This is a genomic window from Qipengyuania gelatinilytica (assembly GCF_019711315.1).
Classification (GTDB): Bacteria; Pseudomonadota; Alphaproteobacteria; order Sphingomonadales; family Sphingomonadaceae; genus Qipengyuania; species Qipengyuania gelatinilytica.
In genome coordinates, this window is the sequence record NZ_CP081294.1 from 2,491,986 (window position 1) to 2,504,673 (window position 12,688).

Genomic DNA, 12,688 nt, shown 5'->3' on the forward strand with positions numbered 1-12,688 from the left:
TTAGCTGCAAGTTCAGGGGTTCCAAGGGTGGCCGGGCGATCTCGCGAACGCCCGGCCGGGAGGAACTTAGAACTTGTAGGTGAAGCCTGCGAGGAAGCGACGACCGTATTCCTGGTAGTCGATGACCGCGCGCGGTTCGGGAACGTTGAACTGCGATACGAACGGCGCGTTCGTGAGGTTCTGTCCCTGCACATAGACCGACAGGCCTTCGAGTGCGCTGCCCGGCTGGAATTCATAGCCGATCTGCGCATCGACGATGGTCTCGTCACGGGCAAGGCGACGGGTGGGCGAACCACCGAAGCCGGTGAAGTCGGCAAGGAATTCCGAACGATAGCGGACACTACCACGGGCGCTGAAGCCGTTCAGGTCGTAGTAGAGCGTGCCGTTGGCAACCCACTTCGAATAGCCCGGGATCTGGTCGATATCGCCATTGGCGTTCTCGATCTTGGTCTTGGTGTAGCCGACACCGCCGGTCACACCGAAGCCGTCCAGCGCTTCGGTGAAAGCGTCGAAGGGGATCGTTGCCGAAAGCTCGGCGCCGTAGAAGTCGCCGCCGCCGGTATTCACTTCGGAATCGAGGAAGCCGATCGTCGTGGCGGGCGTCTGGCCAGCCGGAACCGGGAAGGCAGCATAGTCGAAGACGACGCGCGATCCGTCGATGTAGCTCACGAGATCCTTGTAGAAGACCTGCGCTGCCACGACACCTGCACCGCCGGCGAAGTACTTCTCGATGTTGAAGTCGACTGCATTCGCACGATACGGACGCAGGAGCGGGTTACCGCCGCCGCCGCTGATGAAGGGCACAAGCCCGGTCGGGCTGTCAGCCTGGTTGTTATTGATGCCGTAGCTGATCGCAACGCGAAGATCGTCCAGCTGCGGGCGCTGGATCTGGCGGCTGGCAGCCAGACGGAACACCCAGCCGCTGTCCAGACGGAGCGAGAGGTTGGCGCTTGGGAGGACGTCCCAGTAATTGTCGCCCAGCGACAGGTCGACGCGGTCCTGGTTTCCGTCACCGTCGACATCGGTGAAAGCAACCCCGGTCGAATTCTGCTCGGTGTTGATGGCCTGCACGCCGAAGTTGCCGGTGATTTCGCCACCGCCGATATCCTGCTGGATGTCGAACTGGAGGTAGGCGGTCATCAGCTTTTCGGTGATGCCATAAGCCTTGGCCGGGATGTCGTTCGAGGTGTTGGGATCGAGCACCAGCGTACCGTCGGCGATCAACTCACGCACGTCGTAGCTGACGATCGGGCCGAGGCCGAGATAGCCGAGGTCGGTCGAACGAAGCAGGGCTCCCGAAGGAATTGCGACTTCGGTCGCGCCGCCAGCGGGCGAAACGAAAAACTCGTCCGGCGTAAGGCTCTTGGAGCGGTCGGTGTAGGCGAGGCCGAAATTGACGCCGGAGATGAAGCTGTCGATCTCCTTGCCGACGCCGAGGCGATACTGGAACAGCTCGTCTTCGATGATGCGGTTGTTGTAGTAACCGGCCTGAACACGGCTACCACCCCATCCGAGCGGGTCGGTCAGGACGATCAGGTCCGGGTCGGAATAATCGAGCGTCGGGCTGAAGCTGGTGCCCTGCGTGTTCGAGATGAAGCCGATGGTATCGGTTGCGCCGACACCGGCGCCGTAACCGGTGCCCGAATAGCTTTCGATGCTCAGTTCTTCACGATCGGTACGCGAGTATCCGAAGTCGAGGAAAGCGCTCCAGCCATCATCGCCCTGGTAATCGAGGTTGAGGCCGCCCGAATAGAGGTCTGCCTGGCGCTGGAACACGTCGTTGCGTACGACGCCTTCGACGTTCTCGAAGGTGCCGGCTTCGGCGAAGCCACCGAACGGGCCATCGACGACCGTTGCAGTCGAAGGATCGAAGGTCGTGCCGAATGCGCCAAAGCCGAGCGGAAGCTCGATGCCGCGCTTGGACTGGTCATCGTCGAAGTTCGAATAGAAGCCGTCGAGCGTGACCATCAGGTTGGGATTGGCTTCCCACTGGAACGTGCCGTTCACACCGAAGCGCTTGAGCTGGGTCGAGGTGACGAAGCTCTTGTTGCCGCCGATGACGATGGGGCTGCCAGGTTCACCATTGCCCGCATAGCCCCAGGCATTGAATTCCTGCAGCTGGTAGGGCTCGTCCGTATAGGCAGCCGAAAGCGCGAGGCCGACAGTGTCATCGGCGAACTGGTCCACGAAGGTCGCGTTGACGCGATAGCCGAATTCCTTCGAACCGGCGTTCAGCGCACCAAGGTCGGCGTAGCTACCCTTGGCGCCGATCGCGAGAATGCTTTCGCTTGCTTCGAGCGGACGGATCGTACGCACGTCGATCGTACCGACGAGGCCCTGCCCGACCAGGCTGGCCGTCGGGCTCTTGTAGACGACGACCTGGTTCACGACTTCCGACGGATACTGGTCGAATTCGACAGCGCGGTTGTCGCCGGTCGAGGTCTGTTCGCGGCCGTTGAGCAGCGTCTGCGAGAAATCGGGGCCAAGGCCGCGGATGGCGATGACATTGGCGCGACCGTTGAGGCGCTGCGACGTCACACCGGGCAGGCGGGCAATCGATTCACCGATCGAATCGTCGGGCAGCTTGCCGATGTCTTCAGCGGTGACCGATTCAAGGATCTGGTCGCTGCCGCGCTTTTCGGCGACTGCGGTTGCCAGCGATTCACGGAAACCGCTGACCACGATAACCGAGTTGTCCTCTTCCTCTTCGGCCACGGGCTGGCCTTCTTCGAGTATGTCCGGAGTCGCGGGCTGGGTGGTCTGCGCCGAAGCCACAGTCGGAAGGCCGCCAGCCAATGCCAGGGCCACGGCCGACGCACTTACGCCGGTAAGATGCTTGCGGAATGCCATTATGTAATCCTCTCCCCAAAGGCCCCAATTTCGCCGTGTAGCGGCAGTCCCGGGCCGGAAAATCCTCTTGCGAGTCCGGACTTGTCGCCGGGTGCTCTGCGCCTTCAAGTATGTCTTGGGATTGTCATACGCATAGACGGCATACGTATACGCAAGCTGCGTGGCGGAGCGGCTTGGTGCACAAAAACAACAGTGAACGTTCACAATTTGAAATTCCTGCGAAGCGCGCGGTTTTGTGCCTTTCAGCGGGGAATAACGCGCTGAATATTTGCGCCATTGCCAAACCCTTTCTAGGGTCGGACCGGCAGCGCGGAAGAGGCGTTGCCTGGGGAGGAAGCATGGGACGCAAGCCGACCGGTCGGCCCACGAGTTTCGACATCGCCTATGCTGCGGGCGTTTCGCAGCCCACGGTGAGCCGTGCGCTGCGCGGCGACCGGTCTGTCAGCGAAAAAACGCGTGAAAAGATCAAGCAAATCGCGCGCGATCTCAATTACACCGTCGACAAGAACGCATCCTCCCTGCGCTCGCAGCGCTCGAACACGATCGCACTGCTTTTCTTCGAGGATCCGACTCCCGACGAGAGCATGATCAACCCCTTCTTCCTCGCGATGCTGGGTTCAATAACCAAGGCTACGGCGGACGAAGGGCTCGACCTGCTCATTTCCTTCCAGCGGATGGAAGACGATTGGCACGTGAGATACCAGGACAGCCACCGCGCCGACGGCCTGATCCTGCTGGGCTATGGCGACTACACGCAATATCGCGAGCGGATGGACCAGCTTTCGCGGCAGGGCACCCATGTCGCGCGCTGGGGATCGGTATCGAGCGACAGCAGCGGGGTGACGGTCGGCACCGACAATGTGCAGGCTGGGCGGCTCGCCGGCGAGCATCTTGTCGAGCAGGGGCGTCGCAAGATCGCCTTTCTCGGCCATGCCGACGAACATTATCCCGAGTTCAACGGGCGCTATCGCGGCATGGTGTCGGCTCTTGCCGACGCCGGGATCGAGGCGGACGAAGGGCTCCAGTTCGATGCCCTGACAACCGAGGAAGAGGGTTTTTCCGCCGCACGCTCACTGCTCGAGAGCGGGAAGGAATTCGACGCGATCTTCGCTGCCAGCGACCTGATCGCGATCGGCGCCATGCGCGCGCTTGCCGAAGCGGGTCGCAGCGTGCCGGAAGATGTCGCCATCGTTGGCTTTGACGATATTCCCGCAGCCAGCATGACCACGCCTCCGCTCACCACCGTCATGCAGGATATCAAGCGGGCAGGGCAGGTGCTGGTCGAGGCGCTGCTGGCCCAGATCGAGGGTCGCGACCTGCCGCCCCGCAAGCTGCCCGGCAAGCTGATCGTTCGCGGAAGCAGCGTCACCCCGTAAGCGTATTCGTATACGTAGTGGCCTCGCAGGCCCCTTCGTGCCAGCTTCGCCAGATTGAGGGACCGGGCATGAAGACCCGGCCGGGACGAGGATAAGCACTATGGACGCGACTTTGCGCGAGAAGCCCCGCCAGGGTTGGGCCGGACTGTGGAACATCAGTTTCGGCTTTTTCGGCATCCAGATCGGCTTTGCGCTGCAGAACGCCAATATGAGCCGCGTTTTCCAGACGCTGGGCGCGAGCATGGACGACTTGCCCGCCTTGTGGGTCGCCGCACCGCTCACCGGGCTCATCGTCCAGCCGATTATCGGCCACCTGTCGGACAAGACGTGGAACAGGCTCGGTCGCCGGCGCCCGTACTTCCTGACCGGCGCAATATTCGCTGCCCTGGCGCTGTTCGTAATGCCGCTTAGTCCTGCATTCGGCGCGCCGCTGCTCTTCGCGGCAGCCATGCTCTGGGTGCTCGATGCCTCGCTGAACGTTTCGATGGAGCCATTCCGCGCCTTTGTTGGCGATATGCTCCGGACCGACCAGCACAGCGCTGGATATGCCGTGCAGACTGCCTTTATCGGTGCGGGCGCGGTCGTGGGATCGATCTTCCCTTATTTCCTCGAGCAGATGGGCGTCGCGAATGTCGCTGTGGATGGCGGTATTCCCGATACGGTCAAATACAGCTTCTGGTTCGGCGCCTTCGCGCTGTTTGCGGCGGTCATGTGGACCATCGTGACCACCAAGGAGTTCTCGCCTGAAGAAATGGCCGCATTCGGCGAGCAGGCTGAGACCGACACGGGCCAGCCGATCCGTGCGCTTGCGGCCAAGACCTATATTTCCAGTGCCGTCTGGATGGCTGCCGGTCTCGTGGTCGTACTGCTTGTGCAGTCCCTCGACCTTCAGAAGGAAATGCTGCTGCTCGGCGCGCTGCTCGCTGTCTATGGCCTGCTCAGCGCTATCGCGATCTCGATGGCGAAGAAGGGGCAGGCGGCCAACATGCTTTCCAGCATCGTCGGTGATTTCGCTGGCATGCCCGACGTCATGAAGCGCCTCGCACTGGTTCAGTTCTTCAGCTGGTCCGCACTCTTCATCATGTGGATCAACACTACGCCGGTAGTCACCCAATATGTCTTCGGCAGCAGCGATACCGCGAGCGCCGCCTATAACGAGGGCGCAAACTGGGTGAACGTGCTCTTCACCGTCTACAACGGCGTGGCCGCTATCGCCGCGCTGGCCCTCCTGCCGGTGCTTAGCCGCAAGGTCGGGCAGGTGATGACTCACTCGATCTGCCTGACGCTGGGTGCGCTCGGCTTCCTGATGTTCTTCTTCGTGCGCGATGCAAACACGTTGCTCTTGGCAGAGGTCGGCATCGGCATAGCCTGGGCCAGCATCCTTGCCATGCCCTACGCGATCCTCGCCTCGAACTTGCCGCAGGCGAAGCTCGGCATCTACATGGGCCTGTTCAATGTTTTCATCGTCGTCCCGCAGCTGCTGGTGGCGACGGTGATGGGGCAGATCATGCTCTGGTTGTTCCCGGGCGAGCCCATCTGGACGATGCTGTTCGCCGCAGCCGCATGGTTGATCGCCGCGCTTTCCATGCTGCGCGTGAAGGCAGCCATTCCGCATGAGAATACCCATGCATAAGCTGATCGCCGCCACTGCCGCCCTCGCACTTGCAGGTGGGGCCTATGCCATGAGCGGCACTGCCGACGAACCGCAGGAAACCGGTTGGGCTTCGGACAGCAAGGTTACGCTCGAACATCCCGGATGGTCGCGCGATGCCGTGCTTTACCAGATCAACACCCGCCATTTCACCGAGGAAGGCACTTTCAAGGCTGCGCAGGAAGAATTGCCGCGTCTCAAGGAACTGGGCGTCGACATTCTCTGGCTGATGCCGATCCACCCGATCGGGGAGGAAAACCGCAAGGGCACGCTTGGCAGCCCCTATTCGGTGCAGGACTATTACGGCGTGAACCCTGAGTTCGGGACCGAGGAGGAATTTCGCGCCTTCGTCGATGCGGCGCACCGCCAGGGCTTCAAGGTGATCCTCGACCTCGTCGCCAATCACACGGCATGGGACAATGCGCTCGCGAAGGATCATCCCGACTGGTACGAAAAGGACTGGAAGGGCGATTTCCGCCCCACGCCCTGGTGGGACTGGTCCGACATCATCGATCTCGACTGGTCGAAAGAGGGCGTGCGCGAGCATGTCGGCGGAGCGATGGAATACTGGGTCCGCGAATTTGATGTGGATGGCTACCGCGCGGATGTGGCGGGTTATGTTCCGCTAGATTTCTGGGAAACGGCGCGCGCACGGCTCGAGGCGATCAAGCCTGTCTTCCTGCTGGGTGAAGTCCAGCAGAGCGGCTTCCACCACGCAGCTTTCGACGCGACTTATGCATGGGATTGGCACAACACGACCAAAAACGTCGCACAGGGCAAGGGCAACGCCACCAGCTTCTACGGCTATTATGCCGAGAACGAGAGCCTCTGGCCACGCGAAGCGATGCGCATGACCTATATCGAAAACCACGACAGCAATGCGTGGGAAGGCACGATGGAGGAAAATTACGGCGCAGCGCTCGATGCGATGACTGCGCTTTCCTTCACCGGCGAGGGCCTGCCGCTGATCCATAACGGCATGGAAGCCTGCAACGCCAAGCGGCTCGAGTTCTTCGAGCGCGACCCGATCGACTGGCAGCAGGGTGAGAATTGCGAGTACGGCGATCTGCTCGTCCGCCTGATCGCCTTCCGCAAGGCCAATCCCGCGCTCGAAAACGGGCAGTGGGGCGCAGTGATGCACAAGGTCGAAAGCTCTGCCCCCGAACAGCTCTTCGCATGGGTGAGGCAGAAGGACGGCAACAAGGTGCTCGGCCTGTTCAACATGAGCGACCGGCCCCTGAAGGCGACATTTTCCGATGACTTGCCGGTGGGTGCCTATACCGATTTCGCCGATGGCAGTGCAGTGACCATCGAAAGCGGCGACAGCGTCGAGCTTCCGGCCTGGGGCTACCGCCTGCTGAGCAGCACCGCGCAGTAACGCCGACCATACGATTGCAGGGGCACAAGAGGCGCGGGGGTACTCCGCCTGCGCCATTGTGCTGCATGCCAACTTCTCCTATCGGGCTGGCGACCTTTCGCTGCTTGCCGGTGATCGAAGTGCGCGCCACAAGGTCGCCTCTCCGGCACGCCAGACTAGAACCCGTAAAGAGACCCTAATGTCCCTCACACATTTGCAGCGGCTTGAGGCCGAAAGCATCCACATCATGCGCGAAGTGGTGTCCGAGGCCGAAAAGCCCGTGATGCTCTACTCCATCGGCAAGGACAGCGCCGTCATGCTGCACCTGGCGAAGAAGGCCTTCTATCCTTCGCCGCCGCCGTTCCCGCTGCTCCACGTCGATACCACGTGGAAGTTCAAGGACATGTACGAACTGCGGGAACGCAGCGCGGAAGAAGCAGGCATGGAACTGCTCGTCCACCAGAACCCCGAAGCGCAGGAAATGGGGATCAACCCCTTCGACCACGGTCCGCTCCACACCGACATGTGGAAGACGCAAGGATTGAAGCAGGCGCTCGACAAATACGGTTTCGACGCAGCCTTCGGCGGCGCGCGCCGCGACGAGGAAAAGAGCCGCGCGAAAGAGCGCATCTTCTCGTTCCGCACGGCCAGCCACGGCTGGGACCCGAAGAGCCAGCGTCCCGAGCTCTGGAACCTCTACAACGCCAAGAAGAAGAAGGGCGAGAGCATCCGCGTCTTCCCTCTGTCGAACTGGACCGAGCTCGACATCTGGCAGTACATCCACCTCGAGAATATCGAGATCGTCCCGCTCTACTATTCCGCCAAGCGCCCGACTTTCGAATATGAAGGCGGCCTGTTCATGGCCGACGATATCGAGCGCCTCGAAAAGGTCATGGGCAAGCGTCCCGAGATCACCGAACGCTCGATCCGTTTCCGCACGCTGGGCTGCTTTCCGCTGACCGGTGCGGTTGAGAGCGAGGCGGCAACGCTGCCCGAGATCATCCAGGAAATGCTGCTGACCACCACGTCCGAACGCCAGGGCCGCGTGATCGACAAGGATTCCGGTGACGCTTCGATGGAGAAGAAGAAGCAGGAGGGCTACTTCTGATGACCGATCCTATCTACAAGACCGACGCCCTCATCGCCGAGGACATCGACGCCTACCTCGAGAAGCACCAGCACAAGACCATGCTGCGCTTCATCACCTGCGGCAGCGTGGATGACGGCAAGTCGACCCTGATCGGCCGCCTCCTTTACGATTCCAAGATGATCTTCGAGGACCAGCTCGAAGCGCTGAGCAACGACAGCAAGAAGGTCGGTACGCAGGGTCAGGAAATCGACTTCGCGCTGCTGGTCGACGGGCTTGCAGCCGAGCGCGAGCAAGGCATCACGATCGACGTCGCCTATCGCTTTTTCTCGACCGAGAACCGCAAGTTCATCGTCGCCGACTGCCCGGGACACGAACAGTATACGCGCAATATGGTGACCGGCGCCTCGACCGCCGATCTCGCCTGCATCCTGATCGATGCGCGCAAGGGCGTGCTGGTCCAGACCAAGCGCCACAGCTTCCTGTGCCACCAGCTCGGCATCAAGAACCTCGTGCTCGCCGTGAACAAGATGGACCTGATCGACTACGACCAGGAAAAGTATGACGCGATCATCGCCGATTACGAACATTTCGCCGAGAGCATCGGCATCGAGAACTTCACCGCGATCCCGATCTCGGGCCTTGCGGGCGACAATATCACCTCGCGTTCGGAAAATACGCCGTGGTTCACGGGCCCGACGCTGATGGAACATCTCGAGGCAGTCGAGGTCCGCTCGGACGAGAACCTTGCCCACCCGTTCCGCATGCCGGTGCAGTGGGTAAACCGTCCCAACCTCGACTTCCGAGGTTTCTCCGGTCTCATCTCGACCGGTTCGGTCAAGCCGGGCGACACGGTGCGCTCGCTGCCTTCGGGCAAGACCAGCACGGTCAAGTCGGTCGTCACGATGGATGGCAACCTTGAGGAAGGCGTTGCAGGCCAGTCGGTCACCATCACGCTCGAAGACGAAATCGACTGCTCGCGCGGAGACGTGCTGGCAGCAGCCGACAGTCCGCCCGAAGTCGCCGACCAGTTCGAAAGCACGATCGTCTGGATGGACGAGGAGCCGCTGGTCGTGGGCCGCGCCTACTGGATGAAGCTCGGCTCGCAGATGGTCAGCGTGACCGTCGCCGAACCGAAGTACGAGGTCGACGTCAACACGATGGAGCATCTTGCTGCCAAGACGCTCCACCTCAACCAGATCGGCGTTGCCGAAATCACCACCGACAGGCGGATCGTGTTCGATCCCTATACGGAGAACCGCGCGCTCGGCGGGTTCATCCTGATCGACAAGATCAGCAACCACACGGTCGGTGCGGGCATGCTGAACTTCAGCCTGCGCCGCGCGCAGAACGTGCACTGGCAGGCCACCGACATCACGCGCGACGATCACGCCGCGATGAAGAACCAGAAGCCGCGAGTACTGTGGTTCACCGGCCTTTCCGGTTCGGGCAAGTCGACGATCGCCAACGAGGTGGAAAAGAAGCTGGCGATCATGAACCGCCACACCTTCCTGCTCGATGGCGACAATGTCCGCCACGGTCTCAACAAGGACTTGGGCTTTACCGAGAGCGACCGGATCGAGAATATCCGCCGCATCGGCGAAGTCGCCAAGCTGATGACCGACGCGGGCCTGATCGTGTTGACGGCCTTCATCTCGCCTTTCCGCGCCGACCGCCAGCTGGTCCGCGACATGATGGGCGAGGGCGAGTTCATCGAGATTCACGTCGATACTCCGCTCGAAGTGGCGGAAGCGCGCGACGTGAAGGGCCTTTACAAGAAGGCGCGTGCGGGTGAGTTGAAGAACTTCACCGGTATCGACAGCCCCTACGAAGAGCCCGAAGAGCCGGAAATCCGCGTCAACACGGTGGCGATGAGCCCCGAGGAAGCTGCGGACTACATCATCAAGCAAATCCTGCCGCTCAAGTAAGGCGTAAGAACAGACACATGATCCTGTTTCGCGGGCGCGAAGCCCATTCGCGCAGCTTCGCGAAGGCTGTCAGCTGGCGCATTCTCGGCAGTCTCGACACCTTCGCGCTAAGCTGGTTCTTTACCGGCAGCGCCAAGGCGGCGGGCGCCATTGCGGTCACCGAAGTGGTGACGAAGATGGTGCTCTACTATTTCCACGAACGCGCCTGGGCGAACGTGTCTTGGGGATTTGCGAAGGACGATCAGGCGGCCGGAAAAGCCGCCTGACTGCCTGAAGCGATCAGTCGACGAAATCGTCGACGCGCTCGATCACGATGGCAGGGGCCATGCCGCCTGCGGCACACATGGTGACGAGGCCGTAGCGCTTGTTCTGGCGCTCCAGCTCATCAACCATCGTCCCGATCAGGATCGAACCGGTCGCGCCGATCGGGTGGCCGAGCGCGATCGAGCCGCCGTTTACATTGACCTTGTCCCAGTCGAGTTCGAGGTCGCGCACGAACTTGGCGGCGACAACGGCGAATGCTTCGTTGATCTCGTAAAGGTCGATGTCGTCCTTGGTCAGGCCGGCCTTTTCCAGCACCTTCTTTGCGGCAGGGACCGGCGCATTGAGCATCAGCGTCGGGTCATCGCCCATGTTCGCTGTCGCCACGATGCGTGCGCGCGGTTTGAGGCTGTGCTTCTGCGCATAATCCTTGCTCGTCACGAGGACTGCTGCCGCTCCGTCGACCACGCCAGAGCTGTTGCCCGCATGGTGGAAATGCTGGATTTCGAGATCGGGATACTTCGCATTCACCAGCCCGGCGAAGGTCGTGCCGTTCTTGTCGAGCGGGACATTGGCGATCTTGGTGAAAGCGGGTTCCAGCTGGGCGAGGCCTTCCATTGTCGTCTGCGGACGCGGGAATTCCTCGTGGTCGAGCACCACATTGCCCTCATCATCGACGACCGGGACGACCGATTTGTCGAAGCGGCCCTCCTCGATCGCCTGCGCCGCGCGCTGCTGGCTGCGGTATCCGACCTCGTCCAGCTCCTCGCGAGTGAAGCCCTCCATCGTGGCGATGGCATCGCCGCACACGCCCTGGTGGCTCTGCGGATGGCTTGCCTGCAGGCGCTCGTTATAGCTGCCCATCATGGGTGGCCTGATCCCGGCTTGCATCTTGTCCTTCGACATTTGTGCAGTGAGGCTCATCATCTCGGTACCGCCTGCGACCACGCAATCTTCCATTCCGCTCATGACCTGTGCTGCAGCCAGGGCAACCGAGGTGATGCCGCCGCCACAGAAGCGGTCGAGCGTCGTGCCCGAAGAAGTGATGTCGTAGCCCGCATCGAGCGCGGCCATGCGGCCCATATCGCCCGCCTGCATGCCGTCCTGCGTGCTGACCGACCAGATGACGTCGTCCACGGTCGAAGTGTCGAGGTTGTTGCGGTCCTTTATCGCCTTGAGACAGGTCGCAGCCAGATGCTGCGGGTGCATTGCCGCCAGCGCGCCCTTGCCCTGCTTGCCGATCCCGCGCGGGGTACGGACGGCATCGATGATATAGGCTTCGGACATGGGCGTGTTCCTCTCTCGTTTGATCGAATCTTGCGGCTTTTGCCGGTTGACGTTTGCGTAAACCTCCCGCAGCAAGGGCGCAAGAACAGTTTCGTTTTGCAATTGGAGAGAGAGCCCATGTCAGAGCAAGCCACGGATGACGTCCTGACCGAAGTCGACGACGGTGTGCTGATCGTCACGATCAACCGTCCCGAAGCCAAGAATGCGATGAACAAGGCCGCTGCCGAGGGGATTGCGGCGGCGATGGACCGCCTCGACGCTGACGACGATTTGCGCGTCGGCATCCTGACCGGCGCGGGCGGCACCTTCTGTTCTGGCATGGATTTGAAAGGCTTCCTGCGCGGCGAATCGCCCAGCATCGAAGGCCGCGGTTTCGGCGGCGTGGTGCAGGCTCCTCCCAAGAAGCCGCTCATCGCAGCTGTAGAGGGCTATGCGCTTGCAGGCGGCCTCGAGCTGATGATCGCCTGCGACCTCGTGGTCGCGCACAAGGATGCGAAATTCGGCATTCCCGAAGCCAAGCGCGGTCTCGTCGCTGCCGCTGGCGGTGTCATGATGCTGCCCGACCAGATCCCCGAACGCGTTGCCATGGAACTGGCGCTGACGGGCGACTTCATCGGCGCAGACCGCGCCTACGAGATTGGCCTCATCAATCGCGTGACCGACGGCTCGGCGCTCGACGGTGCCAAGGCGCTCGCTGCCAGCATCGCCGCCAACGGCCCGCTCGCGGTGCGTGTCTCGAAGCAGATCATGAAGGAATCGCGCGGCTGGGCGATGGAAGATCGCTACAGCAAGCAGGCCCAGCTGATCGGTCCGGTCTTCGTCTCCGAGGACGCCCGTGAGGGCGCCGCAGCTTTCGCCGAGAAACGCGCTCCCAACTGGAAGGGGAAGTAA

Annotated in this window: 9 protein-coding genes; 7 read left to right on the forward strand and 2 right to left on the reverse strand. The window is 61.7% G+C overall.

The genetic code is table 11. The features are described 5' to 3' along the window. Positions 1 to 66: 66 nt before the first annotated feature. Positions 67 to 2,850: a TonB-dependent receptor gene (locus K3136_RS12325; protein WP_221430597.1), complete on the reverse strand. Its 2,784-nt coding sequence runs from the start codon at positions 2,848 to 2,850 to the stop codon at positions 67 to 69. 338 nt (positions 2,851 to 3,188) lie between these two features. On the opposite strand from K3136_RS12325, the gene K3136_RS12330 reads away from it, so the two are divergent. The 6 genes from K3136_RS12330 to K3136_RS12355 all read left to right on the forward strand — a co-directional run bounded on the left by K3136_RS12330 (position 3,189) and on the right by K3136_RS12355 (position 10,515). After that, entirely contained in the window at positions 3,189 to 4,226 is a 1,038-nt protein-coding gene (locus K3136_RS12330) for a LacI family DNA-binding transcriptional regulator (protein ID WP_221430598.1), read from the forward strand. Between the two features lie 100 nt (positions 4,227 to 4,326). Beyond that, complete coding sequence (locus tag K3136_RS12335; RefSeq protein ID WP_221430599.1) at positions 4,327 to 5,859, forward strand: MFS transporter; 1,533 nt, start codon at positions 4,327 to 4,329, stop codon at positions 5,857 to 5,859. Continuing rightward, complete coding sequence (locus K3136_RS12340) at positions 5,852 to 7,255, forward strand: alpha-amylase family glycosyl hydrolase (protein ID WP_221430600.1); 1,404 nt, start codon at positions 5,852 to 5,854, stop codon at positions 7,253 to 7,255. Before K3136_RS12335 ends, K3136_RS12340 begins: the two co-directional genes overlap by 8 nt. A 58-nt stretch (positions 7,256 to 7,313) precedes the next feature. Beyond that, the gene (gene cysD, locus K3136_RS12345) at positions 7,314 to 8,342 is read left to right on the forward strand and encodes a sulfate adenylyltransferase subunit CysD (RefSeq protein WP_282099950.1); all 1,029 of its coding nucleotides are present in this window, start codon (positions 7,314 to 7,316) and stop codon (positions 8,340 to 8,342) included. Continuing rightward, on the forward strand, positions 8,342 to 10,249 hold the full coding sequence (gene cysN / locus K3136_RS12350) for a sulfate adenylyltransferase subunit CysN (protein ID WP_221430602.1): 1,908 nt from the start codon (positions 8,342 to 8,344) through the stop codon (positions 10,247 to 10,249). Before cysD ends, cysN begins: the two co-directional genes overlap by 1 nt. Before the next feature lie 17 nt (positions 10,250 to 10,266). Then, positions 10,267 to 10,515: a DUF2061 domain-containing protein gene (locus K3136_RS12355; RefSeq protein WP_221430603.1), complete on the forward strand. Its 249-nt coding sequence runs from the start codon at positions 10,267 to 10,269 to the stop codon at positions 10,513 to 10,515. A gap of 13 nt (positions 10,516 to 10,528) precedes the next feature. Here K3136_RS12355 and K3136_RS12360 read toward each other — a convergent pair whose 3' ends face one another. Next, a complete protein-coding gene (locus K3136_RS12360) occupies positions 10,529 to 11,797 on the reverse strand; it encodes an acetyl-CoA C-acetyltransferase (protein WP_221430604.1) in 1,269 nt (422 codons plus the stop codon). Positions 11,798 to 11,914: 117 nt separating this feature from the next. On the opposite strand from K3136_RS12360, the gene K3136_RS12365 reads away from it, so the two are divergent. Then, the gene (locus K3136_RS12365) at positions 11,915 to 12,688 is read left to right on the forward strand and encodes a crotonase/enoyl-CoA hydratase family protein (protein WP_221430605.1); all 774 of its coding nucleotides are present in this window, start codon (positions 11,915 to 11,917) and stop codon (positions 12,686 to 12,688) included.

Coding starts and splice junctions, on each gene's coding strand:
- K3136_RS12325 (WP_221430597.1), bottom strand. CDS start 2,850: ATGGCATTCCGCAAGCATCTTACCGGCGTAAGTGCGTCGGCCGTGGCC.
- K3136_RS12330 (WP_221430598.1), top strand. CDS start 3,189: ATGGGACGCAAGCCGACCGGTCGGCCCACGAGTTTCGACATCGCCTAT.
- K3136_RS12335 (WP_221430599.1), top strand. CDS start 4,327: ATGGACGCGACTTTGCGCGAGAAGCCCCGCCAGGGTTGGGCCGGACTG.
- K3136_RS12340 (WP_221430600.1), top strand. CDS start 5,852: ATGCATAAGCTGATCGCCGCCACTGCCGCCCTCGCACTTGCAGGTGGG.
- cysN (WP_221430602.1), top strand. CDS start 8,342: ATGACCGATCCTATCTACAAGACCGACGCCCTCATCGCCGAGGACATC.
- K3136_RS12355 (WP_221430603.1), top strand. CDS start 10,267: ATGATCCTGTTTCGCGGGCGCGAAGCCCATTCGCGCAGCTTCGCGAAG.
- K3136_RS12360 (WP_221430604.1), bottom strand. CDS start 11,797: ATGTCCGAAGCCTATATCATCGATGCCGTCCGTACCCCGCGCGGGATC.
- K3136_RS12365 (WP_221430605.1), top strand. CDS start 11,915: ATGTCAGAGCAAGCCACGGATGACGTCCTGACCGAAGTCGACGACGGT.